Origin of the sequence: Streptacidiphilus carbonis (assembly GCF_000787775.1) — a bacterium.
GTDB classification, from domain to species: Bacteria; Actinomycetota; Actinomycetes; order Streptomycetales; family Streptomycetaceae; genus Streptacidiphilus; species Streptacidiphilus carbonis.
The window spans coordinates 65,332-89,255 of record NZ_BBPM01000021.1; the positions used below are offsets into that span (position 1 = coordinate 65,332).

The window sequence follows — 23,924 nt, forward strand, 5'->3', positions numbered from 1 at the left end:
GGGGCGGGACCAGCGACTTCTCCGTCTCGCTCGCGCCCTCCTCGGCCTCGGTGGCCCAGGGCGGCTCGGCCACGGCGGCGGTCTCCGTCGGCGTCACCTCAGGCAGCGCCGAATCGGTCAGCCTCAGCGCCTCCGGTGCGCCCTCCGGCGTCGGCGTCTCCTTCAGCCCGGCCTCGGTCAGCTCCGGCGGCAGCTCCACACTGACCGCCACCGTCGGCTCCTCCGTCGCGGCCGGAACCTACCCGATCACGGTCACCGGCACGGCCGCCACCGGCAGCCACACCGCGACCTACTCACTCACCGTCACCACCAGCGGCGGGGGCGGCGGAGGCGGAGGCGGTGGCGGCTCGCTCACCAATGCCGGCTTCGAGACCGGCAGCCTCAGCCCGTGGACCTGCCAGTCCGGCAGCGCCGTCGTCTCCACCCCGGTCCACTCGGGCAGCCACGCGCTGCAGGTCACGCCGACCTCCAGCACCACCGGCGAGTGCGACCAGACCGTCACCCTCTCGCCCAACCACAGCTACACCCTGACGGCCTGGGTCCAGGGCCCCTACGCCTACGTCGGCGTCAGCGGCGGGGCCAGCGCCAGCACCTGGTCCAACGGTTCCAGCTGGAACCAGCTCTCCATCCCCTTCACCACCGGCAGCAGCGGGACGGTGACCGTCTTCGTCCACGGCTGGTACGGCCAGGCCGACGTCTACGCCGACGACCTGACGCTCGGCTAGCAGCCCCTGACGTCCGCCCGCCGTCCGGTGATCACGACCACCCGGACGGCGGGCGGGCACTGCTCCTCGCGGCCGAGTCGTTCGGGACCGCCACGGCAGCGGCCCCATAGTGTCGTCCTCCAGGAGACTACGACGTCGGGCTCTTCGGGCTCCCAGCACATCAGCACGCACATCGTTCAGGCGCGACACGGACGCCGTCCGCGCCGACCCCGCCACGCTGAAGCGGATGCTGGAGGGGACGCAGCCCGCTGCTTGAGCGGTCAGTTGTCGTGGACCACGGCACGAACGCGCCCACAGGTCAGCGGGCGGCGCCGGCTTCGGTGGCGTCCAGCCGGGCCTGATCGGCGAGGTGCTGCCTGGCGTTCGCCCAGGTGATCGGCAACTCCGCCACCGGCACCTCCCAGAAGGTGAACGTCGATTCCCGCATGGTGGGGCGCAGGCCGTTCATGATGCTCCGATGCGGCTCAGTGGCAGCGAACGCATAGAGAGCGTCACGGTCCTCCCAGGCGGAGAGCGTGAAGAACGTCCGCTTCAACGGCTGGGCGATGAGCGAGGCGCCCAACGCGCCCGGTGCGGAGCGCACCTGGCGCCACGCCGAGAGCGCCTTCACAAAGAAGCCCGGCACGTTCCTGGCGGATCGCACCTCGAAGCGGGAGGCCATGACGAACGCCTGAGTGTTCGGCGGGGCCGGGTTCGGAACCGTCCAGGGAAGAGTTGGCATCGTACGCTCGCCTTCATGACTGGAGAGTGGCAGTATCCATACTAGATAGTCATGGTTCCTAATGTCTGTCAATGGGGTGAGCCCGCCCCCGGGGTCCGGTCACGTTTGGCGAGTGGGAGTATCTACAACTGGAAGAGTGACAGCAGGCGCAGTGACAGCGAACAGTGGCAGAAGCCGTTGGCCGGTCGAGGCAGGACGAATTGCGAATCTCTGAGTTGAGCCGCCGTAGCGGGGTGCCGAACGCGACGATCAAGTTCTACCTGCGCAAGGGGCTGCTGCCCCCGGGGCGCGCCACGGCCGCGACCCAGGCCGAGTACGACGAGACCCACCTGCGGCGGCTGCGGCTGATCCGGGCCCTGATCAGCGTTCGAGGCCTCACGGTGAACGCCACCAGGGAGGTGTTGAGCGCCGTCTCCGAACACGAGGCCGACGTACACCAGGTGCTCGGGCTCGCACTCGGCGCCAAGCGGGTGGACCAGGACGGGGAACCCGACACCCAGCCCGGCATGTCCGACGTGGACGCGCTGGTGGCACGGCTGGGGTGGCAGCTCTCGGAGCACACCCCCGCCCGCGGCGTGATCGCCGAGACCCTGGAGACCCTGCGCTCCCTGGGCACGGACTTCAGCTGGCGCGCCCTGGTCCCGTACGCCGAGCTCGCCCAGCGGACTGCCGTGCTGGACCTCGACCAGCTCAAGGACACCGACGACGCCCTGGAGCGAGCCGAGCGGGCCGTCCTGCTGACGGTCCTTCTGGAGCCGGCCCTGCTGGCACTGCGCAGGATGGCCCAGGAGCACGAGTCCGCGGTGCGGCACGGTGCTATCCCCGGGCCCTCCGTGCCCGGCCCCGGCGGCGGTTGAGCGCGCCTCGGCGCGGGGGTGGGGCGGACAGGCCGAAGGTCACCGAGACCAGGGCGCCGCCCATCGGGCCGCGGCCGATGGCGACGGTGCCGCGGGTGGCGGCCGCGGCGCGGCGGGCGATGTCCAGGCCGAGGCCGGTGGACTCGGTGCTGACGCCGCGCACCAGGGCGCCGTCCGGGTCGCTGATGCCGGGGCCGGCGTCCTCGACGGTGAGCAGCACCAGCTGGGCCGCCCGGGTCAGCCGGACCGCGAAGGCGGTGCCCGGGGCGGTGTGCCGGAACACATTGCCGACCAGGGCGTCGACCACGGCCGCCAGGTCGTCCTCGGGCAGGTCCACCGGGGCGTCCTCGCCGGTCACCTCCACCAGACAGCGGCGCTCCTGCTGTTCGGCGAGAGTGGCCCAGAAACCGGCCCGGCGGCGCACCACCTCGGGCGCCGGGCACAGCACCGCCGCCCGGGCCGGACCGCCGTCCCCCGCGGCGACCGCGCCCATGTGCCCCACCGCGAGCGGTGTCCTGGCAGCGGTGATCACGGCATGCAGCTCCGACTCCAGCTGAGCCACCGCCGCGGTGATCCTGGACGCGTCCGGCGAGGGCGGCATCCGGTCGGTGGCCAGGTGCAGCGCGGTCAGCGGGGTCCGCATCCGGTGCGACAGGTCGGCCACCAACTCCCGTTCGACAGCCAGGAGTTCGAGCATCCGCTCGGCCATGGCGTTGAACGCCCGGCCGGCCTCCAACAGCTCCGGCGGCCCGTTCGGCTCCACCCGCGACTCCAGGTCGCCCCGTCCCAGCGCCCGGGCCGCCCGGGACAGTCCGCGCGAGGAGTGCACCACCCGGGCCGCGAGCCGGTCGGCCACCAGCACCGAGCCCAGCACCAGCCCCAGCGCCAGCAGGGCCATCACCGTGAGCGAGACGGTGACGCCTTGCGCCAGCGCCGCCTTCGGCAGCGACTCCTCGACCACGGCCACCCGCCCCTGGCCCAGCACCACCGGCTGCAGATACACCCAGCCGCCGTCCGGCAGCCCCTGCGCCAGCGACTCACCCTCCTGCTGCGCCCGCAGCAGCATCGCGGCGGGCGCCCGGGCCGAACCGATCGACTGACCGTTCGGCAGATGGACGCCGAGCCGTCCGTTCGGGTCCAGCCCGGAGACGGCCTGGCGCAGCTCGGCCGGGTCGGCGGTCAGGGTCAGCACCGGCGCCAGCGCGGCGGCCCGCTGCTCGGCTCCGGTGACCGCCTGGTTCCGGGCCTCCGAGCGGACCAGCAGCGCCAGTGGGATGAGGAAGGACAGCGCCACCATCGAGGTGACCGCCAGGGCGACCCCGGCCAGGGTCCGTCTCATCGGGGCGTCACCAGTTTGATGCCCACCCCGCGCACCGTGCGCAGCAGCACCGGCGCCGCGGCGCTCTCGCCGAGCTTGCGGCGCAGCGCGGACAGGTGCACGTCGACCGTCTGGTCCTCGACGTACGGCTCGCGCCAGACCTCGGCGAGAATGCGCCGCTTGGACACCACCAGGTCGGCGTTGGCGGCCAGGAAGGCCAGCAGGTCGAACTCACGGCGGGTCAGCGGCACCTCCCGGCCGTGCAGATGCGCGGTACGGGATCCCGGGTCTATCCGCAGCGGGCCGACCGCGACCGGTTCGCGCAGCAGCGGCGGCCCGTCCTGCAGCGGCGCCGACGGCCCGGACGGGGCCTGCGCCGGGCCCGATCGGCGCAGCACCGCGGCCAGCCGGGCGGTGAGCTGGCCGCCGGAGAAGGGCTTCACCAGGTAGTCGTCGGCGCCCGCGTTGAGCAGCCGGATCACCTCGGCGTCCTCGTCCCTGGCGGTCACGATCAGTACCGGCACCCGGGAGATGCCGCGGATCATGCGCAGCGCGTCGCCGCCGTCCAGGTCGGGCAGGCCCAGGTCCAGGATCACCGCGTCCAGCGGTCCCCGGGTCACCTCGCGGAGTCCGCCGAAGCCGTCCGGGGCGCTGCGCACGACGTGGCCCTCCCCGGTGAGTATGTCGATCAGTTCGGCACGTATGCCGGGATCGTCTTCCACGACGAGGACGCTGGCCATGCCGCACACCGTAACCGATCGGCCATGATGGGGCCGTGCCCCGGCCTCTCCACTACTTCCTGATATGGCTCTCGTGCACGGCGCTGACCGCCACCGCGGTCCTGCTGACCGTGCGTTTCGTGGTGGGCTCCACCACTCCGCTGCCGCCCACCGCGCGCGGGGTGTCCACGGTGCTGGCCACCGGCGCGGCGGTGGCCTCGGCAGGGGCCGCGCCCTCGGCGGTGACGGGATCCCCGGCCCCCGCGCCGAGCTCTCCGGCGCCGTCGCCGTCGCACCGTCAGCAGCCGTCCCGGCCGTCCGCCCCGGCCTCGCAGTCGCCCTCGGCCGCGCCGCCGCACCATTCCGGTTCCGCGGACTGCTCCGGCGGGGCCGGGGCGCACAGCTTCGAGTCGGCCGGCGGCCAGGTGACCGTCCGATTCGGCGCGGACGCCGTCTGCCTGGTCTCGGCGGTGCCAGGTCTGGGCTTCACCACCAGCACCACGCAGTCCGCCCCGGACACCCTCACGGTCACCTTCACCGGCGCCCACCACCGCTCCGAACTCACCGCGAGCCTTCAGCCGCAGGCCCAGGAGGTCACCCGCGAGGTCTCCTGGTGACCCGTCCGGCGCACCGCAACGGACCCTGCGGCGTTCCTTAGCGCAACCTGAAGTTGGTGCTCACAGCGGCTCCGGAGGCCGGAAGGGCCCTAGGGTCGTGCCCGCCGCAGCCGGACCGACCGCTGCGTCGACTCGAACCACGAGGTGCCCCCGATGAGCTCTTCCCGCCGTGCCCGACCGCACAACTCCCGGTCCGGGCAGCACCGTTCGCGGCGCAAGCCGAGGTTCCGGCTGGCCCTGACCGGAGCCGCGGCCCTCGCCGTGATCGGCGGCGGCACGGCCTTCGCCTGCATGGACGTGCCGCAGGTGTCCGCAGCCTTCGGCGTCGGCAGCGGGCACGGGACGCACCACGCCGGCGGGTCCGGTGCGGCAGGCGCGAGCGCCCGGCCCAGCCGCACCGCCGCCGCCCCCGCGATGGCGACGATCGCGCCGGCGCGCGGCAAGCCGAGCGTCCACCCGACGGCGAAGCCCAGCGGGAAGTCCTCGGCGAGGCCCTCCGCCTCGCCCTCGGCGCACCCCGACGCCCGGCCCACCACCGCCGCGCCGACCACCGCGGCACCGGCGTCCGCTCCGACCGCCACGTCGACCACAGCCGCGAACGGCGACGCGGTGCAGCAGGTACTCGCCCTGATCAACAGGGCCCGCGCCGCAGCCGGACTCTCCCCGTACACCCTCACCGCCGGACTGAACGCGAGCGCCGCCGCGCACAACAAGGTGATGGCGTCCGGCTGCGGCCTCTCGCACCAGTGCCCGGGCGAGCCCGCCTTCGGTGACCGCGAGAACGCCGCCGGTGTGCAGTGGACCTCGGCCGGCGAGAACATCGGCGAGGGCGGCGGGGTCGACTCCTCCGACGCCGCGATCGCCACCAGCGCGGTCGGCCTCACCCAGATGATGCTGGACGAGAAGGCCCCCGACGACGGCCACCGCAAGAACATCCTCAGCAGCAGCTTCACCCGCGTCGGCATAGCGGTCTACCGCGACAGCTCCGGCACGGTCTGGCTGACCCAGGACTTCGCCAACTAGGCCGAGTCCGGCCGGTCATGGGAGTGGCCACCGCGCGGGGCCCGCAGCTGCGGGCCCCGCGCGAGCATGGGCGGAGGCGGAGCGCTACGTGGTGCGGCGCTGGACCTTCCCGGCCTTCAGGCAGGCGGTGCAGACCTTGAGCTTGACCGGTCGGCCGTCGACGACCGCCTTCACGGGCTGGATGTTCGGACGGAACATTCGCGCCGAGCGTCCGAAAACGCGCCGCCTCTGGGCGTTGCGCCCCAGCCGGGCGACCTTGTTGCCGAAATGCGGCTCCTTGCCGCACACGTCACAGCGTTGGGACATCAGCATTCTCCTCGAAGAGGGTCTCTCGATGGCATGCCGACCGCCCAACGCGACGTCGATCGAGGTGGGAGAGGTGCCGCTGCGGAAGCGGTGGTCGACGGCATGGGAAACACAGGCAGCGTTCAGCACGCAGCGTCGGGGAATCGACCGCTGTCGCACGCCGGATGAGGTGTCTCGACCTGTGCCGTCTCTAGAACATGCGGATGATCGTAACGGGCCGCCGCCAGCGCATTCAACCGGTTTGGCGACCCGCACGGGCCCGATTGGAGCCTCGCTGGTCCGCCCGGTCCGCCCGGTCCGCCCGGTCCGCCCGGTCCGCCCGGTCCGCCGGTCCGGCGTCCGGACTCCGGGCCGGGGCAGCGTTCGAGGGGCGCCGCTTCTCGGCAGGCCAGCTCGCTGTATCCGGGGTGTGATCGTAGGAGCGGAGGTGGAGAGCCTGCCTCCGCAGGCCGCGCCGGCGTCGCCTGCACGATCGGCGATCTCTACCGCATGACACTCCGCCGGACACCATCCGGTGGCGCTTCGTCAGGTGGCCTGGTGAGGCCACCTGACGAAGCGACAGATGAGGCTTCCGCGTGCTTGGGAACGGCGTCCTGCGCCGGGACTCGACAGGCGGAAGCCTCGCTGTCTGTCGGTCCGGGGGAGTGTCTGAGGAGTGGTCCTGGCCATTGCATGGTGACTTGAGCTGGTCAGAGCTGTCAAGGACCCGCTCGGCGAGTGGTGTTCACCAACCCTGCACACATAATCTCCATAAGCCACCTGTTGACATGCCCACTTGGTCTAGTCCAATTTGAAGGGGCGGGTGTTCACCGAGTGAAGGAAGCGACACAACTGGACCCGCAGCGCATGCCCCGCCGCAGCGTCAGCCCGTCCTGGGCTGCCCGGCGCCTCGCACCCATGCCGATTCCGCGTCGACCCCGGCGGTTCCACCGCGCCGGGCCCGACGCAGGCCGCAGCGAACCCCCCGACACGGCCGTCGGGTGCGTTCCGCGTGCCCCGCCGAGTCTCGAAACTTGGAGCGAAACCATGCCGACGCCCGACCCCTACCTGTTCCGTGCGCCCTCGGACCTGCCGTACTTCAGCTCCGACGGCGAGAAGTACCTGGCCCTGACCCCCCTGCGGGACCTGGAGAAGTCCCGCCCGCTGCGGGTGCTCTCCGAGGAGGACTTCGCCTTCTGGCAGACCTACGGCTACGTCGTGGTGCCCCAGGCGATCCCCGCCGCGGCGGCCGCCCGGCTGCTCGACTTCGCCTGGGACTTCCAGGGCCTGGACCCCGCCCGCCCGGACACCTGGTACCAGGACCGCCCGTTCCGTACCGACCTGGACCGGGAACTGCACATCTACGGCTTCGTCGAGGCCTACCAGCACCAGCTCATCTGGGACAGCCGGCAGAGCCGGCGGGTCTACGACGCCTTCGTCGACGTGTGGGACTGCGAGGAGCTCTGGGTCAGCCTGGACCGGCTCAACCTCAACCCGCCCAACGTCAGGAACCGTGACCGGGCCCTGATCGCGCCGACCGAGCGCGGCTTCGACATCGAACTGCACTGGGACGTGGACACCACGCTCGGCGTGCTGCCGCAGCGGGTGCAGGGCCTCATCGCGCTGAACGACACCGGCCCCGACGAGGGCGGGTTCCAGTGCAACCCGGAACTGTTCCGCCAGTTCGACCGCTGGAAGGCGGTGCAGCCGCCCGGCCGGGACCCGATCCGGCCCCGGGTGGACCGCGAGCTGATGCCGGTGGTGCGCCCGCAGCTGCGCGCCGGCGACCTGCTGATCTGGAACGGGCTGCTCGCCCACGGAGTGGCCCGGAACACCTCGGCGAACGGGGTCCGCTCGGTGCAGTACCTGTCGATGATGCCCGCCCTGGAGTCCCACACGGAGCTGCGCCGCTCGCGCATCGACTCCTGGCGCACCCTCAGCACCCCGGACTGGAACGGCACCCTGGTCGGCGACGCGGTCAGGCACGAGTCGCTGCGCTACGGGCCGGCCGAGCTGAACGGGCTGGGGCGCAGGCTGCTGGGCCTCGACTCCTGGCACGACGGCGGTGACGGCGACAGCGACAGCCACGGCGCTGCCGCGGACGAGCGCGGGTCCGACCTCATGAGCGGAGAGCACGCATGCGCCGTGTCTGTCTGACCCTGCCCACCGACCGGGCCTGCGCCGGGACGATCGGTGCCGTGCACCAGGAGGCCGCCTGGGCGGCCGCCAACTTCGACGTCGAGGTGCACCTGCTGGTGCTGGACTCCTCCGACCCGGGCACCTTCGCCGAGCACGCCGCAGCCGTCCGCGCGGCGCCGACGGTGCCGAACGTGGTGGTGCACCATCTGGACGAGGCCGCGCAGCGCGCGTTCCTGCGCGAGGCGATCGACCGGGCGGAGGTGCTCCAGCCGGACCTGGTGCTGGCGCTGATGCTGCCGAGCCGGTCCTCCTACGGCGCCTGCACCAACCGGGCGTTCCTGATCGCCAGGGCGCTGGGCTGCGAGTCGGTCCACCGCCGCGACTCCGACCTCCGCTACCAGCTGCTGGACGGCGTCCCGGTCCATCCGGTCCGGCACGAACTGGCCTCCCTGGGCAGGCGCGCGAGCGAGGCGGCCGCGGGTGTCGACGAGATCGACCTGGACCCGGCGTATGCGCACCGGCCGGTGTCCATGGTCGGCGCCTCCTTCGTGGGCGAGCTCTCCGTCGACATCGGCGAGGTCGAGCGGCTGGACCCGGAGGTCTACCACGACCTCGTCAGCCTGTGGGCGCCGGCGGACTGGTCGGCGGAGCAGAAGCGGGACCTGGTCGCCGAGTCGTTCCGCGGCGCGGGCAGCGAGACGTTCAGCGGAGACCGCGCGACGCTGACCGTGGTGGACCCGATGCGGGTGGACATGAGCAATATCAGTTTCCACCAGGTGCAGGAGCTGGTCCCGCTGCCGCCGGGGACCGAGACGATCGGCAGCGACTACTTCCTGATCCATCTGGTCCACGACGCCGGACTGCCCGGTGTGCTGCACAACCGGCACATCGTCAACTACTACACCCCCGAGCGGCGCACCGACGCCGGGTTCGCCGCCTACCACGTGCGGCTGGTGAAGTTCTTCCTGTCGATGCTCTACTTCAACGACGTCTACGCCCGGATGGCGGCGGCCGGCGAGTCGCTGCTCGACGACCAGGACCGGGTGCGGCCCGATCTGATCGCCCGGTTCCTGCGGCAGAGCGCCGAACTCGACCGGGGCGAGAACGTCCAGCGGTTGCGCAGCCTGGACCGCTCCTACCGCAGACTGGGCGGCCGTTACGCGGCCTTCGCCGACCTGCTGGCCGTCCGCGGCCCCCGGCTGCTGGACGAGGCCCGGCGCGACATCGAGGACTTCGCCCTGCTGACCGAGGTCTGGGGTCCGCTGATGCGGGCTGCCGCGGTCACGTCCCTCGACCCGCGCACGTCTCCGGCGCCGGGACGGCAGCTGGAGCGCAGCCGCACATGACGCACCGGAACGAGCCGCTGTCCGGAGTCATGTCCGACGCACTGTCCGACGTACTGTCCGACGCCCTGTCCGCCGCCGCCGGGGACCGCATCTTCTTCGACCTCGACGGGATCGAGGCGCGCTACGCCGCCCTGCGGCGCGAACTGCCGCAGGTGGGAATCCGCTTCGCAGTCAAGGCCTGCCCGGTGGACGAGGTGCTGGCCTGCCTGGCGGGACAGGGCGCCGGCTTCGACGCGGCGTCCCCGCAGGAGATCGTCCAGGCGCTGCGGACCGGATTACCCGCCGGCTCCGTCCACTACGGAAACACCGTCAAGTCCGATCGGAACATCGCCGAGGCCCACCGGCTGGGTGTGCGCGACTTCGCCACCGACAGCGTCGCGGACGTCGCCGCGATAGCGCGCCACGCTCCCGGCGCGCGGGTCTTCTGCCGGCTGGCCACCAGCGGCGAGGGCGCGCTGTGGGGTCTCAGCAGGAAGTACGGGTGCTCGGCCCGGGAAGCGCCGGCGGTGCTGGCGGCGGCCCGGGCGGCGGGTCTGACCCCGGCGGGCCTGTCGGTGCACGTGGGCTCGCAGCAGATGACCGCAGGGGCCTGGCGGGACGCCTTCGACTCGCTGGCCGGGACGCTCGCCGCGCTGAACCGGCGCGGCATCCACCCGGACCACGTCAACCTGGGCGGCGGCCTGCCGGCCCTCGGCTACCTGGACCGGCACGGCCGGCCCCTGGAGCCGCCGCTGGACAAGATCCTGGCCGTGATCCGCGAGGGTGCGGCCCGGCTCCGGGAGGTGTCGGCCCGGCCGCTGGACCTGATCATGGAGCCGGGCCGGCACCTGGTGGCCGACCACGGCGCGATCCGGGCCCAGGTGGCCCGGCTGACCGCCCGTCAGCAGCCGGGCGGGGAACGGGAGCACTGGCTCTACCTCAGCTGCGGCAAGTTCAACGGCCTGTACGAGATGGACGCGCTGCAGTACCGGCTGGTCTTCCCCACCCATAGCCCGGACGCGCCCCGGGTGCCCGCCGTGGTCGCCGGTCCCACCTGCGACGGCGACGACGCCTACCCGCGCGGGCACAGCCCGGTCCCGGTGCCCCGGGACCTCGACTCGGGCGATCCGGTCTGGGTGCTCTCGGCCGGCGCCTACGCCACCAGCTACCTCACCCAGGGGTTCAACGGCTTCCCGCCGCTCGGCCACACCTGCGTGCGCGGCAGCGGGCTGCCCGCTGCGAGCGCAGAGAGCGCAGGGAGGCCGCGTGGCTGAGGAGTTGAGTATCCGTCGGATCCGTCCGGACGACTGGGACGGCATCGTCGCCCTGGAGTCCCGCGCCTACGCCCCGCTCGGCCTGTCGGAGCAGCGGGCGGCGCTGGAGTCCCGGGCGCGGGCCTCCCCGGCCACGTGCTTCGTGGTCGAGTTCGAGTCGAGAGCGCCGCTGCGACGTCGCGTCGCAGCGTACGCGCTGGCTCTGCCCTATCCCAGGTTCCGGTATCCGGGACTGGGCGAGCCGGAGCAGGAGGCCTTCCGCGCAGGCAACCTGCATCTGCACGACCTGGTCGTCGCCGAGGAGCTGCGCCGCCGCGGGCTGGCCGCCCGGCTGCTGGCCCGGCTGGAGGTGGTCGCCCGGACGCAGCGGCACCGGCATGTCTCCCTGGTCGCGGTCGCCGGCAGCGAGTCCTTCTGGTCGCGCCACGGTTTCGCCGTCCACCGCGATGTCGCCGCCGAGCGGCACTACGGCGCCCGCGCCGTCTACATGTCCAAACCGCTCGGCGCCCCGCCGCACGGCTCACCCCCGCACCACGAAGGAGACTGACGCCCATGTTCCGTGTCCAGGACGAGTTCCGCCGGACCCAGCTGGCGGTGGTGGCGCTGTTCTGCTCGCTCGGCTTCCAGTACGCCACCTGGGCCTCGCGGATACCCGCGATCAAGGCGCACCTGGGTCTGAGCGCGGCCGAGGTGGGCCTGCTGCTGATGGCCACCGGCGTGGGCGCGGTGGCGTCGTTCCCGCTGGTGGCGCTGCTGATGAAGCGCCTGGGCTCGCGCCGGCTCTCGCTGCTGTCGGCGCTCTGCCTGGCCCTGCTGCTGTTCGCCATGGCTGAGCTGCCGGACTATCCGACGGCACTGGTGGTGATGTGCGCCGACGGTGTGCTGGTGGGCGCGTTGAACGTGGCGATGAACGCGCAGGGCGCGGCGCTGGAGGTGCGGTTCGGGCGGAACACCATGGCCACGCTGCACGCCACCTTCAGCGGCGGGTCGCTGGTGGCCGCGCTGATCGCCTCCGGCATCAGCCTGCTGACCTCGTCCGTGCTGCTGCACTTCACGGTCGCCGCGGGCCTGCTGCTGCTCGCTGTCGCCTACGCCCGGCCCGGCCTGCTGACGCAGGACAAGCCCGCCGGAGCGGCCGAAGCCGCCGAAGCCGCCGGTCCCGGTGCGTCCGGCGAGGTGAAGGAGCCGAAGGAGCGGCGGCGCAGGCTGACCCTGCCGGCCCGGCTGACCCTGTGGATGGGCCTGGCCATGGCCTTCGGCACCGTCACCGAGGGGGCCATGAACGACTGGTCCTCGCTCTACCTCAAGGACGTCGCCAGGGCGTCGGCCGGGCTGGCGCCCATGGGCATCGCGGTGGTCTCGGTCACCATGGTGCTGGCCCGCCTGCTCACCGACGGCCGGCGCGACCGCTGGGGCGACGGCCGGATCGTCCGCACCGGCAGCGCGCTGGCTGCCCTGGGCCTGGCACTGGCCCTGTTGAGCGGAGGCCTGGTCCCGGCGCTGATCGGGTTCGCCTGCGTGGGCCTGGGCGTCGCCGCGGTCACGCCCTGCGTCTACGTGGCGGCGGCGGCCCAGGGGTCGGACGCGCTGACGCTGGTCGCCACCATGGGCACGGTCGGCCTGCTGGCCGGGCCACCGGTGATCGGATTCATCGCCAACGCGAGCGGCCTGGTCTGGGGCATGGGCGCGGTCGCCGCCTGCGCCCTGATCGTGTCGCTGTGCGCGACCCGGATCCACTGGGCCCCGGCCGTCGACTCCGCGCACGAGCCCGGGCCCCGGGCCACCCCGGTCGAGGCCGAGGCGGTGTAGCGGGTCCCACGGGTGCGGGGCCGCGGCAGGTGCCGCGGCCCCGCACCGGCGCGTCGGAGCGTCAGAGCAGGTCGAACTGCTCCCAGGTGCCGATGGCGGTGCGGTTGGCGATCAGCGGGCTGGCGCCGGCGTTGTCCGCGGTGACGTAGCAGTTGTTCACCAGGGCGAGCAGGCTGACCGTGCCGTTGGAGTTGTGCACCAGCTTGAAGGTCTCCCAACCGCCGACCGAGGTGCGGTTGGCGATCAGGGCCTTGGCCCCGGCGTTCTCGGCCGTCACGATCATGTTGTTGGCGTGGGCCCGCAGCGCGATGTTGCCGTTGCCGGCGTCGAGCTGGTCGAACTGCTCCCAGGGGCCGACCGCGGTGCGGTTGGCGATCAGCGGGTCCGCCCCCGCGTTGTCCGCGGTGACGATCATGCTGTTGGCGCGGGACCGCAGGCTGATGACCGTGGTGCCGCCGCTGCTGACGACGGGTTGGGTGGGCCGGGTGGCGGTCAGCGCGATCTGGCCCTTCAGCATCCTGCCGCCGTCCGCGGTGAGGCGGAGGTAGTAGTCGCTGCTGCAGGCGGTGCCGTCCTCGTCCAGGGCGAGCAGCCCTGATCCGGTGGGGACGCCGGCCGCGGTCGCGGCGGTCTTGGCGATCTGGTTGCCCTCGTTGAACTCGTCGAACATCGAGATGTAGATGCCCTGCGCGCCCACCCGCTTCATGTTGTAGAACTGCCGCCACATGAAGTCGCCGTGCGCGCGCTGACGGGCCGACAGGTCGCCGGGCAGCACGCACGGCTGGTAGTCGATGCCGTTGGCGTTGCAGTCGGCCTGGTCGCCGGTGTTGACGTTGGTGTAGAAGCTGTCGGAGTCCGCGGCGGTGCCGATCCGGCCGACCATCCAGGGCGAGATCATGTTGAAGGCGTGGTAGACGTCCAGGTAGCCGGCCCGGGAGTCGTTGACGCCGGTGCGCCAGTAGGTCGGCACCCCGCCCATCACGTAACATCCCTGGCTCTTGAACCAGTTGACAACGTCGAGGCAGGTCGCCGCGTCCCACGGGTGGTTGCTGTCGTTGAAGCCGAACCCCCAGATGCCGACCACCGGCTTGCCGTTCTGGTGCGCGTAGGCGGAGGAGGAGGTGTAGGCGGACATCTTGTTGGTCCAGTCCGCCTTGATCTCCGCCTGCATGCTGGTCCAGCCGCTGACGTCGTACATGATGTAGAACTTCACGCCGTGGCTCTCGGCGGAGGTGCGCACCAGGGCGGTGACGGCGTCCCGGATCGGCCCCTCGCCGCCGGTCGGGTTGAAGCGCTGGAGGGCGGCGGTGTCGCAGCCGTTCTGGGACATCCAGGCGAAGTGGGTGTCGGTGCTCTGGGCGTCGTAGTTGGAGTAGAGCTTGGCGGCAGCGCCGTTGCCGAGGGCGGCGAAGCCCGTCTGGTAGCTCTTGCTGTACTCCGACATGTCCGGCCAGGCCTTGATGCCGCTGTTGCTGGGGGAGGGCGGCTGGGAGGAGTTGGGGCTCCAGTGCCACCACGCGTTGATGGGGGAGTTGTCGCCGATGCAGGCGAACCAGCCCTGGTAGCCGACCGTGATCTTGCCGACCACGTCCCCGGCCGGGCTGGCGGCCGGTTGCGCGGACACGGCGGCGCTGGCCGCGTCCCAGGCCGGCAGTGCGCCGACGGCGGTCCCGGCGACGGCGATGCCGATGAATGTACGACGAGTCATGCCCATGATGTGGGTTCACTTTCCAGGGATCGGTGGTGGGTTTCGGTAGGTGATGCCGAAGTGATGAAGGTCAGGGGCGATGGGCGACCGGGGGTGATGGGGGGTCAGGAGGCGAAGGCCCCGAATCCGGAAAGCTGTCCGGCCGGCCACCCGGTGTTGCCGGTGAAGGTCAGCCGCAGGTACCGGGCTGCGGTGCCGGACGGGAGGGTGACGGTGACCGTGTTGCCGGTGGCGGGATCGAAGGTGTGGCCCGCCGAGGCGGTCAGCGTGGTGTACGTGCCGTTGTCGGTGCTGCCCAGGACGGAGAAGGTCTCGGTGCGGGCGGACCAGGCGGTGGCCGGCGGAAGGGTCAGCACGAGCCGCCCCACTGCGTGGGTGGCGCCGAGGTCGACGGTCAGGCTCTGCGGGAAGGCGTTGTCGGTGCTCTCCCAGTAGGTGTCGGCATTGCCGTCGACCGTGTTGGAGGCGGTGTAGTTCTGGGTGTGGCCGGTGTCGGACACCGTCGCGCGCAGCGCCAGGTCGGTGCCGGCCGGCGGGGCAGTGGTAGGCGGCGCAGTGGTCGGCGGGGCGGTGGTCGGGGTGCCGCCGCCGGTCGGGGCGGGGCCGGTCGGCGGCAGCCCGGTCGGCGTCGGGAAGGCGGTGAGCACAGGTGCGGTGCTCCAACCGCTGTTGCCGCTGCCCTGGTTGATGGCGAAGGTGCCCGCGCTGTTGTTGGGGTAGCCGTAGTTGTACGCGCCCGCGACCTTGACGTTCGACGCGGTGAGCCCGCTGACCGAGGCGGAGCCCGTGGTCTCGGCCTGGAATACCGTGGTGCCGGTCCAGTTGACGGTGTTGTTGCTGAAGACGAGACCGGAAACGGCGTAGCCGGAGCCGCCGCCGGAGACGATCTCGAAGGCCTCGTAGGGGCTGTAGTAGACGGCATTGCCGCTGACGTTCACGGTCGCGTCGGTGAAGGCCGAGTTGAACGAGTCGAAGCGCATGGCGCCCATCGCGTGGCCCCAGTTGGGGTTGAGCGCGCCGGTGCGGATCAGGGTGTTGTCGGAGACGGTGGTGGTTCCGGACAGCGGGGTGAACGGGGACAGGAACGCCTGGTTGGAGACGGCGATCCCGCTGCCCAGGGCGTTGGTGTCGGCGATGGTGTTGCCGGTGACGGTGTTGCCGGAGCCGCCGTAGACCGCGATGCCGTTGGCCAGCGTCGGCTGGACGACGGTGTTGTGGCTGAGGGTGATGCCGGTGTCGGGCGACGGCATGGACCACAGGGCCAGTCCGTCGTCGCCGGTGTTGCGCAGGAAGTTGCCGGTGACGGTGTCGTTGCTCGCGTTGCCGTTGAAGTTCAGGCCGTCGGCGTCGGTGGACAGCACGACGCAGTTCTTCACGGTGATTCCGCTGTTGCCGTACTGCAGCCAGAAGCCGACGTTGGTGTCCTGGATCCACAGCCCGTCCACTGTCGCGCCGCTGCCCAGCGACCCGTTGACGGCGTTGGCGGAGCTGTCGTCGTGCCGGCCCACGGTGGAGCCGAGGATCGCGAAGCCGCTGAGGTTGACCGGGCCGGACACGGCCGAGCCGTTGTTGATGAACTCGTTGGTGGCCAGCTGCGAGTACCAGCTGCCCGCGCCCACGAAGGTGGCCTTGGCGACCTGGAGCGCGGAGGTGATCCTGAACGTGCCCTGCGGTATCCACACCGGCACGCCCGCCGACGCTGCGGCGGCGATGGCGGTACGGAAGGCGTTGGTGGAGTCGCCGCTGCCGCTGGCGTCCGCACCTTCGCTGACCACCGAGACGGAGCCGGCGGGCTGGGCGGCCGGAGCGGCGACGTCGAAGAAGTCGGCGACGTCGAGGGTGTAGGGCAGGGCCGTGTCGCCCGCGTCCACCTGGAACTTGACGGTCGATCCGGCGGCCACCGTGGAGGGGAGCCGCAGCCGGGCGTCGTCGTAGAGCTTGTGGGTCCTGCTGCCGGTGATGCCGGTGCTGATGTAGCTGTAGGCGGAGGTGAGCGGGAGTTCCGTGCCCAGCCTGGTCCCGTTGACGTAGACGGAGAGCCTGCCCGAGGCGCCCTGCGGGACGGCGTAGTGCAGATCCAGCGCGTTGGCTGCGGACGACAGGGTGAACTGCAGGTACTGGCCCTGCGCGGTGAGCTGCACGGCCTGCCGGCCCGAGGCCTCGGTGGCCAGGTCTCCCTGGGTGTAGTCGGGACCGATCACCTTGCCGTCGGTGGCGGCCTGCGCGCCCTCGGCCTCGTACTCGGCCATGCCGGGGACGGCGGCCCCGCTCGTGCTCGCGGCGGCCGCGGCGGTGGCCGTGCCCGGAACGACGGCGGCGCCTGCCGGGTCCCACGGGGAGGTCGTGAGAAGTAACCCGAGGGTGGCGGCGGCCAGGGCGGTGGCTCCGGCCAGCGCCTGGGCCCGCAGTCCGGGCCGGTACTTGTGGCGGGAGCGGGAGGCGGTGTTCAACGGGATCCTTCCTGGGGACGGGAGGCGACCTGGTCGATGCGCAGGACGGAGCGGTACAGGGTCGGGCGGAACAGGGTGAGGCAGGGCAGGGCAGGGCTGGCTGGGCTGCGTGACGACAGGGGCCTGACACGGTGACAACTGGCCCTGCGGCTGGGGGTGGTGAGCCGCGCGAGGGCAGGATCGTGTTTGAGAAGTGAACCAATCGATCGCGATCAGTTCGCAATTTGCCCTGTGCTGTCAAATATTTGCTTCGAGACTTGATTGAACTGCTTCAAACCTGACGGAGTCAAGGTCTGGACCAATCCGGAACCCGGTGGATCATGTGAAACTTTCTTCACCCCGGATGGGCGCCGAAGACCTGGTGCAGAATGTCCATGTACGCGCCGTGGCCGCTGGAGCTGGGCCAGGCGGTGGCCGATTCCACCGCGGTGCCCTCGCCCCACTCGTTGTAGGTCACGACGAGTTGGAACGGCGCGCCCGAAGTGGCGACCGCGGTGGCGTCGCTGCGGAACCGGGCCAGGTCGCGGGGGACCGTCGGGGTGGCGGCGTCGTTCTTCCAGAAGCCCGGGGAGAGCACCGCCGAGTAGCCCTGTTGGATGTCCAGGCCGGATTCGTACTGATGCCAGCCCTGTGGTTGGTCGGCACAACTGCGGTAGCCGCCGAACACCTTGAGCACGACGTAGTACCCCTCGGTCCGGTTGGCCTGCGCCCAGCGGGTGGCCATGGCGCAGCCGTCGTCGCCCGAGGCGTAGACGAAGACGACCGGTTTCCCGTCGATGTGCAGCCAGGTCGGCTGGTCGGAGTACTTGCGCAGATAGCTGAGATCCGACGTGATCGTCGCCACCGAGGGGTTGGAGTAGGCCTCCTCCTCGTAGTAGACGGTCCAGGAGAAGCCGAGCTTGGCCCCCTCGGACATCAGCAGCGGCAGCCGCTTGTCCTCGCGCTTGCCCGCGCCCCACCAGGAGGAGATGCCGGCTTCGAGCCCGCCGTACTGCATGTCCTTGATCTGACGGTCGACCGTGGCCGGGTCGTCGACGGAGTAGTAGCCGGCCGAGGGCTTGTACTTGCTGCCTCCGTTGGCGAAGTTCTCGCTGTACCACGGGTAGTAGAAGGCGGCCCGCACAGGCAGCTTGGCACTGCTGACAGTTGGCGCCTTCGCCGGTGCGACCGGCTTGGGGGCGGAGGCCTTCGCGGACGGCGCGGGCTTGCTCGGCGACGGCGGCTTGGCGACCGGTGCGGACTCGGGGGCCGTCGCCGCCGCTCGGACCGAAGGAGCGGCCTGGGGGGCGTTCTTCGCATCGTGCCCGAACGCCCCGCCGGTGCAGGCCACTGCTCCGCCCACAAGGACCACCGAGGCGGCGGAGGCGAGGACGGCGGCCTTGCCCAGGGACACGCCACCACCCCAGGCATGGGCCGAACGGCTTCCCGTCCGTGCAGCTCTGCCCGCGCCACGAGCGACCGTCCGGCCCGCCGCCGCGCTTCCGCCGCCGCCGATCGCCGCGCCGCCCGCCGCTGCGCCGACCACCCCGGACCGCGCCAGGGTCAGCAGCACCAGCGGCACCGGTGTCAGCGCCAGCCCGGACAGCAGTCGTTCGGCCGGCACCGTCTGCCGACCCAGCCCGGCGCACTGCGCGCAGCCGCGCACATGACGGGCGATCCGCTTGCGCCACAGGCCGGCCGGTCGGCCGTCCCAGCCGCGCAGCACGGTGTCGTGCTCCGGACACCGGGGCACCGCCTTGAGCGAGCGGACGACCGCCCGTGCCGTCTCCAACTGGGCCTTCATCCGCTGCACCCGGACCGCGGTCTGCGGCATCGGCAGGTCCATCGCGGCGGCCAGTTCACTGCGGGTCAGCTGGCCCGCGGCCTCCAGCCACCACAGCGACAGCAGTTGCCGGTCGCCCGCGTCCAGCCAGCGGGTGGCCTCGGCCACCTCCTGGCGCTGGTCGGACAGGCTCAGCTCGGTGACCGTCAGGTCGACGAAGTCCGCCCCCGGATCGGCCAGCAGCGCCGTCTCCTCCAGGCCCTCGATCGGTGCGGTGGCCGGCTCGCCGCGACGGATCCGCCAGTGCTTGCGCACCTGCCGCATGGCGATCGCGACCAGCCAGGACCTGAACGCCTCCGGGTCCTGCAGCTTCCGCACGTCGCGGATCATCTGCAGCATGATCTCCTGCACGACGTCGTCGATGTCGGCGGGGGAGTTCAGCGCCCGGCCCACGATGTTGTAGACCAGCGGCAGGTAGTCGGCCACCAGCGCGTCCAGCGCCTGCTGGTCGCCGGTCCGAGCGGCCCGCACCACGTCGACCGGTGTCCACGGCCCGTCCGGCCGGTGCTGTCCACTGCGTGAGAACTGGGTCATGACTATGGAGGGCCTCTGATCGGCGTCGCGATAACACAAATCTGCTCGCTCGGGCGGAGGTCCGCGTCGCGGCCGACCGCTCCGTGCGCCCGGGTGGACAACCCGACGACTTCGTCGCGTCAGCGTCGGCGGGGAAGACGACCCACGAGTTCGTGGATCTGCTCGAGCTGGACGGCGAGGTCCGTGGCAGTCGTCGCCGTCTCGGTCATGAGCCGTCCCACCACCGTTGCCGCCGGGTCAAGCGCCATTGCGCCCAGGCCGGCGAAGCTGAGAAGCAGGCTCTTGGACAGCAGCTCAGCCAGCTCGGCGAGCGCGGCCAGGGTCCGTGCGAGGTCTTTCGGTTGACTGAAGCCGGTGTCGCCGTGGGCGAGACCGGCCGTCAGCTCCCGCAGGTTGTCCCGCGCCTGCATCGCATGATGGCTGGGAATGCTGGTACCCATCGCGCTGGAGTCCTTGTCTTCGACGACAGGCGCCCACTCTGCCGTACCCGGCGCTGCCGCACACCCCCGCGATGTGCGGGTGCCGGCTCCACTCGGTGCGGCAGGCCGCCGGCGGACCGTCCGGGGGGTGCGCTGTGGCGGTGGGGCAGGGATGGAACTGACGGTGGTTCACAGATCCGCGATGGTTTCGGCGGACCGGCTGACCGGGAGTGAGTCGGTCAGCTCGGGGCTGTGGACGGGGCGGCCGCCGAGCAGGGTGTGGGTGGGCTTGAGGTCGCGCAGGGCGTCGCCGGTGCAGCGGGCCGGGTCCTGGTCCCAGACTGTGAGGTCGGCGAGGCGGCCGGGGGTGAGCGTGCCGCGCAGATGCTCCTCGCCGGTCAGGCGGGCGGCGTTGACGGTGTGCAGGGCGACGGCCTCGTCGTAGGTGATGGCGTGCTCGAGGCCCTTGACGCCGATGACGGTCTGCCGGGTGGTCATGCCCCAGACCGAGCGCATGGCCCCGAACCGGCCGACCGGGAAGTCGGATCCGGCACTGACCTGGGCGCCCAGGTCGACCCAGCCGCGGGCGGGGAAGAGCCGGGCGACCCGCTCCGGGCCCCAGAAGCCCTCCTCGACCTCGGCGGTGTCGTGCAGCAGCGGCTGCTGGATGGTGACCGGGACACCCAGGGCGACGGCGCGGGCGCGCTGCTCCGGCCCGGCCAGGCCTCCGTGCTCCATCACCAGCGTGCCGGCGGGCAGACCGGGGTTGCGGTCCAGGACGCGTTCGTAGACGTCCAGCAGGACGCGGACCGCGCGGTCGCCGTAGGCGTGGGTGCCGACCCGCCAACCGCGGCGGACCACTGCCTCGACCGCCTCGACCAGCGCGTCCGGCTCCCAGGTCAGCATCCCGGAGAAGGTGTGGTCGCAGGCGTACGGCTGCTCGGTGGCCCCGGCCTCCAGGCCCCCGTCCAGGCCGAACTTCACGCCCCACACCGACAGCCACGGGTCGGAGTCGTCACGCCACTCCTCCATGGCGTCGAGCACGTTCTCCACCTGGGCCGCGCTGGTCAGTCCGAGCGCGGAGACCAGCGCCCGCACCCGGGTGCCGAGCGCCCCCGCCGCACGGGCGGCCAGGAGCACCGCGTAGTCCTCAGGGGTGACCGCGCAGTCGCGCACGGTCCCGATGCCCGTGGCGGCGTAGTCGCGGCCGGCCAGACGCAGTCCGTCGATGCGCTCGGTCCGGTCCGGGGCCGGGACCAGGCGCTCCACCAACCGCAGGGCGTTGTCGATCAGCCTGCCGTCCAGCCTGCCGTCGGCGCCGCGGCCGATGGTGCCGCCGGGCGGCACGGGGGTGTCCTCGGTGATGCCCGCCAGACGGAGCGCGAAGGTGTTGACGACGTCGTTGTGGCCGCCGCGCTTGACCAGGACCGGGTGCCGGTCGGTGGCCTGGTCGAGCTCCGCCGCGGTGGGCATGCGGCGCTCGGCCAGATTGAGTTCCTGCCAGTTGGTGGTGGTGCGGATCCACTCGCCCTCGGGGGTGACCGCGGCCCGCTGCCGGATCAGGTCCAGGAACTCAGGGATGTTCCGGGCCCGGTGGACCGGGACGTCATGGGCGCCGAGCGCCGCGAAGATCAGGTGGGTGTGGGTGTCGTCGAACGCCGGCAGCACGGTGGACCCCGGCAGGTCCAGGACGGTGGTCCGGGCGGTCACCCAGGAGTCCAGGCCGTTCGGGTCGGCGGACAGCGCGGCGATGCGTTCCCCACGCACCGCCAGGGCCCGCTGCGGGGCCTGGCCGGGCACCAGGGTGTGCACCGCAGCGGCCCGGACCAGCAGGTCGGCTCCATGATCAGTCATCGTCTTCTCCCACGTCAGCTCGGCACTCTCGCTCTACCTCCACTGTTCTACGGACTCGCCGCAGGAAGACATACCCATCGGGGCCATAAACGCAGGAACAACGCCATCGATACCGCCTACCATGCAGATCATGAGACAGGAACTCGACGAGACGGACCGTCGGATCACGGCCGTCCTGCTGGCCTCGCCCCGTGCCTCCTGGCGCGACGTCAGCCGCTGTCTGGGGCTGTCGGAGCGCACCGTCGTACGCCGCGCCGCGCCGCTGTACGCCGACGGGACCCTGCGTGCCACCGCCGTGCGCAACCCGGCCCGGCTTCCCGGCCTGGTCCCGGTCGCGCTGCGGATCCGCTGCCGTCCCAACAAGATTCGGCAGGTGGCCGGCGCCCTCTCCCGCCGCGCGGACACCGTCTGGGTGGACATCCTCGGCGGCGGCGACGAGATCTCCGCCATCTTCTTCCTGGACGGCCCCGACGCCCGCAACACCCTGCTGCTGCGCGACCTGCCGGCCACCGACGCGGTGCACTCCTGGGTCGCGCACACCCTGCTGCGCGTCTACCTCGCCGCCTTCCGCTGGACCGCGGGCCTGCTCTCACCCGAGGAGACGGCCGGTCTCGCCGCGGTTCCGCCGACCGCGCCACCAGCGCCCCTCGACCTCGACACCGCCCTGATCGCGGCCCTCGCCGAGGACGGCCGCGCCACCTACACCGACCTCGCCCTCCGTGCCGGCACCACCCCGCTCACGGCCCGTAGGCGGCTGGACGCCCTGGTGCGCGGCCAGGCCGTCCGGTTGGCCACCGAGGTGGACCTCGCGCTGCTCGGTGTGCACGCCGAGGCCCTGCTGTGGATCACTGTCCGACCCGGGGCGCTGGAGTCCACGGCCGAGGCCCTGACCGCCCACCCGCAGGTCCGCTTCGCGGCGGCGACGACCGGCCCCGCCAACCTCCTGATCGCCCTGGCCGCCACCGACCTGGACGCCCTCTACACCTTCCTGGTCACCACCATCGGCCCGCTGGGCGGGATCACCGCCATCGAGACCACCCCGCTGCTCGCCACCGCCAAACGCACCGGCCTCATCCGCGGTACGAACCACGGTGAGCGCGTGCTGTAGCGGGCCGGGCGTCTCCGGCCGGCGTGGCGTCGGTCCGTCGCGAGCGACCGGTGGTCAGGCAGGGCGGGGCGCCGGGCCGGCCGAGTCGCGGACGACGACGTGGGTGCCCATCTTCGTCCGCTGCTGGGCGCCCGGGTGGTCGGCGCGGTTGAGGGCGAGCCGGACCGCGGTGCGGCCCAACTCCTCGTGCGGGATGTGGACGGTGGTGAGGGCCGGGTAGAGCTCCTGGGCCAGTGGGATGTCGTCGTTGCCGACCACCGAGACGTCCTCCGGGACGCGCCGGCCGGCCTCGCGCAGGGCGTGCAGCACACCGGCCGCCACCATGTCGGTGATGGCGTAGACCGCGGTGAAGACGACCCCGTCGGCGATCAGTCGGAGGGTCTGCTCGTAGCCCGACTCCCGGGAGAACTCCCCGGGGACCATGAGTGACTGATCGGGCGTCAGCCCGCGGCTGAGCAGCGCCCGTTCGTACCCGCGGACCCGTTCGTCCGAGGTGGAGAGGCCGGGCTGGGTGCCCAGCAGCACGATGCGCTCATGGCCCAGCGAGAGCAGATAGCTGGTCATGGCGAAGGCGCCGCCCTCGTTGTCGTACTCGACCACCGTCTCCGGCACGTCCGGGCCGAGCGAGGGGCGTCCGGCGAGGACCAGTCGGGAGCCGGCCGCGTCCAGCGCGCGGGCGAGCTTGACCATGCGCTCGCCGTACCCGGGGGTGGACGGCGCGCCGCCCACCAGGACCACCGCCTCGGCGCGCTGCTCGCGCATCAGGTTGATGACGGCGAGCTCGCGGGCCGGGTCGCCGTGCGTGGTGCAGACCAGGCACAGCCGGCCCTCGGCGGTGGCCTGCTGCTCCACTCCCATGGCGATATGGGCGAAGAAGGCGCCGGTGATGTCGTTGACGACGAAGGCGACGGTGTTGGAGGTGGAGGCGACCAGGGCGCGGGCATAGGCGTTGACGACGTAGTCGAGGTCGCGCATGGCGCGCTGGACCCGGGACCTGGTGGAGCCGGCGACCGGGTAGGTGCCGCCGATGACCCGGGAGACGGTGGCGGGGGAGACCCCGGCCCTGGCCGCGACCTCCTTGATGGTGCCGCGCTTGATCTCGCTGCCGCGCTTGGCGTCTCCCTCGCGCTTGGCGTCTCCCTCGTGTTTCACGTCGCCCTCGGGCCGGCCCCCTCCTTCGTGTCCCGGGCCGTCGTCCCGCCGTGTCCCACGCTTCG

The 23,924-nt window shown here is 72.0% G+C and carries 20 protein-coding genes; 10 read left to right on the forward strand and 10 right to left on the reverse strand.

Annotation, left to right across the window (positions count from 1 at the left end):
• The coding region (locus TR46_RS43435; RefSeq protein WP_174505129.1) for a carbohydrate binding domain-containing protein at window positions 1-725 on the forward strand (725 nt) is incomplete at its 5' end.
• A 298-nt stretch (window positions 726-1,023) separates the two neighbouring features.
• Here the strand turns inward: TR46_RS43435 and TR46_RS18510 are convergent.
• Complete coding sequence (locus TR46_RS18510; RefSeq protein ID WP_042402256.1) at window positions 1,024-1,446, reverse strand: DUF3291 domain-containing protein; 423 nt, start codon at window positions 1,444-1,446, stop codon at window positions 1,024-1,026.
• Between the two features lie 200 nt (window positions 1,447-1,646).
• Here TR46_RS18510 and TR46_RS18515 point away from each other — a divergent pair, with 200 nt between their 5' ends.
• The gene (locus TR46_RS18515; protein WP_042402260.1) at window positions 1,647-2,303 is read left to right on the forward strand and encodes a MerR family transcriptional regulator; all 657 of its coding nucleotides are present in this window, start codon (window positions 1,647-1,649) and stop codon (window positions 2,301-2,303) included.
• Here the strand turns inward: TR46_RS18515 and TR46_RS18520 are convergent.
• Both TR46_RS18520 and TR46_RS18525 read right to left on the reverse strand, forming a co-directional pair.
• Window positions 2,263-3,642 carry a sensor histidine kinase gene (locus TR46_RS18520; RefSeq protein ID WP_042402263.1) on the reverse strand — a complete coding sequence of 460 codons (1,380 nt, stop codon included), beginning with the start codon at window positions 3,640-3,642 and terminating at the stop codon, window positions 2,263-2,265. The genes TR46_RS18515 and TR46_RS18520 overlap by 41 nt on opposite strands.
• A complete protein-coding gene (locus TR46_RS18525) occupies window positions 3,639-4,361 on the reverse strand; it encodes a response regulator transcription factor (RefSeq protein ID WP_042402267.1) in 723 nt (240 codons plus the stop codon). The genes TR46_RS18520 and TR46_RS18525 overlap by 4 nt, the downstream gene beginning before the upstream one ends.
• A gap of 35 nt (window positions 4,362-4,396) precedes the next feature.
• On the opposite strand from TR46_RS18525, the gene TR46_RS44320 reads away from it, so the two are divergent.
• Together TR46_RS44320 and TR46_RS18535 are read left to right on the forward strand one after the other, a co-directional pair.
• Complete coding sequence (locus TR46_RS44320) at window positions 4,397-4,957, forward strand: hypothetical protein (protein WP_236655379.1); 561 nt, start codon at window positions 4,397-4,399, stop codon at window positions 4,955-4,957.
• Window positions 4,958-5,110: 153 nt separating this feature from the next.
• Window positions 5,111-5,980 carry a CAP domain-containing protein gene (locus TR46_RS18535; RefSeq protein WP_052432912.1) on the forward strand — a complete coding sequence of 290 codons (870 nt, stop codon included), beginning with the start codon at window positions 5,111-5,113 and terminating at the stop codon, window positions 5,978-5,980.
• Window positions 5,981-6,064: 84 nt separating this feature from the next.
• Here the strand turns inward: TR46_RS18535 and rpmB are convergent, their stop codons facing one another.
• Window positions 6,065-6,286: a 50S ribosomal protein L28 gene (rpmB, locus tag TR46_RS18540; RefSeq protein ID WP_174505130.1), complete on the reverse strand. Its 222-nt coding sequence runs from the start codon at window positions 6,284-6,286 to the stop codon at window positions 6,065-6,067.
• A 1,026-nt stretch (window positions 6,287-7,312) separates the two neighbouring features.
• On the opposite strand from rpmB, the gene TR46_RS18545 reads away from it, so the two are divergent.
• From TR46_RS18545 to TR46_RS18565, 5 genes are read left to right on the forward strand one after another with little or no spacing between them, the layout of a single operon-like run.
• A complete protein-coding gene (locus TR46_RS18545; RefSeq protein ID WP_042402270.1) occupies window positions 7,313-8,422 on the forward strand; it encodes a phytanoyl-CoA dioxygenase family protein in 1,110 nt (369 codons plus the stop codon).
• Complete coding sequence (locus tag TR46_RS18550) at window positions 8,404-9,750, forward strand: DUF6271 family protein (RefSeq protein WP_042402274.1); 1,347 nt, start codon at window positions 8,404-8,406, stop codon at window positions 9,748-9,750. Before TR46_RS18545 ends, TR46_RS18550 begins: the two co-directional genes overlap by 19 nt.
• Before the next feature lie 29 nt (window positions 9,751-9,779).
• Window positions 9,780-11,003 (forward strand): alanine racemase, encoded by a 1,224-nt coding sequence (locus TR46_RS18555; protein ID WP_052432922.1) that lies wholly within the window; start codon window positions 9,780-9,782, stop codon window positions 11,001-11,003.
• Window positions 10,996-11,550, forward strand: a complete 555-nt coding sequence (locus tag TR46_RS18560; RefSeq protein ID WP_042402277.1) for a GNAT family N-acetyltransferase — start codon at window positions 10,996-10,998, stop codon at window positions 11,548-11,550. The genes TR46_RS18555 and TR46_RS18560 overlap by 8 nt, the downstream gene beginning before the upstream one ends.
• 5 nt (window positions 11,551-11,555) lie before the next feature.
• Window positions 11,556-12,812 carry an MFS transporter gene (locus tag TR46_RS18565; RefSeq protein ID WP_042402279.1) on the forward strand — a complete coding sequence of 419 codons (1,257 nt, stop codon included), beginning with the start codon at window positions 11,556-11,558 and terminating at the stop codon, window positions 12,810-12,812.
• Between the two features lie 61 nt (window positions 12,813-12,873).
• Here TR46_RS18565 and TR46_RS18570 read toward each other — a convergent pair whose 3' ends face one another.
• The 5 genes from TR46_RS18570 to TR46_RS18590 all read right to left on the reverse strand — a co-directional run bounded on the left by TR46_RS18570 (window position 12,874) and on the right by TR46_RS18590 (window position 21,599).
• Window positions 12,874-14,526, reverse strand: a complete 1,653-nt coding sequence (locus tag TR46_RS18570; protein WP_042402283.1) for a glycoside hydrolase family 99 protein — start codon at window positions 14,524-14,526, stop codon at window positions 12,874-12,876.
• Between the two features lie 98 nt (window positions 14,527-14,624).
• Window positions 14,625-16,970 (reverse strand): discoidin domain-containing protein, encoded by a 2,346-nt coding sequence (locus tag TR46_RS18575; RefSeq protein WP_236655380.1) that lies wholly within the window; start codon window positions 16,968-16,970, stop codon window positions 14,625-14,627.
• Between the two features lie 334 nt (window positions 16,971-17,304).
• Window positions 17,305-19,326 (reverse strand): sigma-70 family RNA polymerase sigma factor, encoded by a 2,022-nt coding sequence (locus TR46_RS38085; RefSeq protein WP_084718693.1) that lies wholly within the window; start codon window positions 19,324-19,326, stop codon window positions 17,305-17,307.
• A gap of 119 nt (window positions 19,327-19,445) precedes the next feature.
• Window positions 19,446-19,766 carry a hypothetical protein gene (locus TR46_RS18585; RefSeq protein ID WP_042402285.1) on the reverse strand — a complete coding sequence of 107 codons (321 nt, stop codon included), beginning with the start codon at window positions 19,764-19,766 and terminating at the stop codon, window positions 19,446-19,448.
• A gap of 168 nt (window positions 19,767-19,934) precedes the next feature.
• Window positions 19,935-21,599: an amidohydrolase gene (locus TR46_RS18590; RefSeq protein WP_042402289.1), complete on the reverse strand. Its 1,665-nt coding sequence runs from the start codon at window positions 21,597-21,599 to the stop codon at window positions 19,935-19,937.
• A gap of 130 nt (window positions 21,600-21,729) precedes the next feature.
• On the opposite strand from TR46_RS18590, the gene TR46_RS18595 reads away from it, so the two are divergent.
• On the forward strand, window positions 21,730-22,707 hold the full coding sequence (locus tag TR46_RS18595) for an Lrp/AsnC family transcriptional regulator (protein WP_042402460.1): 978 nt from the start codon (window positions 21,730-21,732) through the stop codon (window positions 22,705-22,707).
• 54 nt (window positions 22,708-22,761) lie between these two features.
• Here the strand turns inward: TR46_RS18595 and TR46_RS18600 are convergent, their stop codons facing one another.
• On the reverse strand, window positions 22,762-23,859 hold the full coding sequence (locus TR46_RS18600) for a LacI family DNA-binding transcriptional regulator (RefSeq protein WP_042402294.1): 1,098 nt from the start codon (window positions 23,857-23,859) through the stop codon (window positions 22,762-22,764).
• Window positions 23,860-23,924: the final 65 nt, after the last annotated feature.

Bases quoted from the DNA above. Each gene is read 5' to 3' on its own strand.
- TR46_RS18510 (WP_042402256.1), bottom strand. From the start codon at position 1,446: ATGCCAACTCTTCCCTGGACGGTTCCGAACCCGGCCCCGCCGAACACT.
- TR46_RS18520 (WP_042402263.1), bottom strand. From the start codon at position 3,642: ATGAGACGGACCCTGGCCGGGGTCGCCCTGGCGGTCACCTCGATGGTG.
- TR46_RS18525 (WP_042402267.1), bottom strand. From the start codon at position 4,361: ATGGCCAGCGTCCTCGTCGTGGAAGACGATCCCGGCATACGTGCCGAA.
- TR46_RS18535 (WP_052432912.1), top strand. From the start codon at position 5,111: ATGAGCTCTTCCCGCCGTGCCCGACCGCACAACTCCCGGTCCGGGCAG.
- rpmB (WP_174505130.1), bottom strand. From the start codon at position 6,286: ATGTCCCAACGCTGTGACGTGTGCGGCAAGGAGCCGCATTTCGGCAAC.
- TR46_RS18545 (WP_042402270.1), top strand. From the start codon at position 7,313: ATGCCGACGCCCGACCCCTACCTGTTCCGTGCGCCCTCGGACCTGCCG.
- TR46_RS18550 (WP_042402274.1), top strand. From the start codon at position 8,404: ATGCGCCGTGTCTGTCTGACCCTGCCCACCGACCGGGCCTGCGCCGGG.
- TR46_RS18555 (WP_052432922.1), top strand. From the start codon at position 9,780: ATGTCCGACGCACTGTCCGACGTACTGTCCGACGCCCTGTCCGCCGCC.
- TR46_RS18565 (WP_042402279.1), top strand. From the start codon at position 11,556: ATGTTCCGTGTCCAGGACGAGTTCCGCCGGACCCAGCTGGCGGTGGTG.
- TR46_RS18570 (WP_042402283.1), bottom strand. From the start codon at position 14,526: ATGGGCATGACTCGTCGTACATTCATCGGCATCGCCGTCGCCGGGACC.
- TR46_RS38085 (WP_084718693.1), bottom strand. From the start codon at position 19,326: ATGACCCAGTTCTCACGCAGTGGACAGCACCGGCCGGACGGGCCGTGG.
- TR46_RS18585 (WP_042402285.1), bottom strand. From the start codon at position 19,766: ATGGGTACCAGCATTCCCAGCCATCATGCGATGCAGGCGCGGGACAAC.
- TR46_RS18590 (WP_042402289.1), bottom strand. From the start codon at position 21,599: ATGACTGATCATGGAGCCGACCTGCTGGTCCGGGCCGCTGCGGTGCAC.
- TR46_RS18595 (WP_042402460.1), top strand. From the start codon at position 21,730: ATGAGACAGGAACTCGACGAGACGGACCGTCGGATCACGGCCGTCCTG.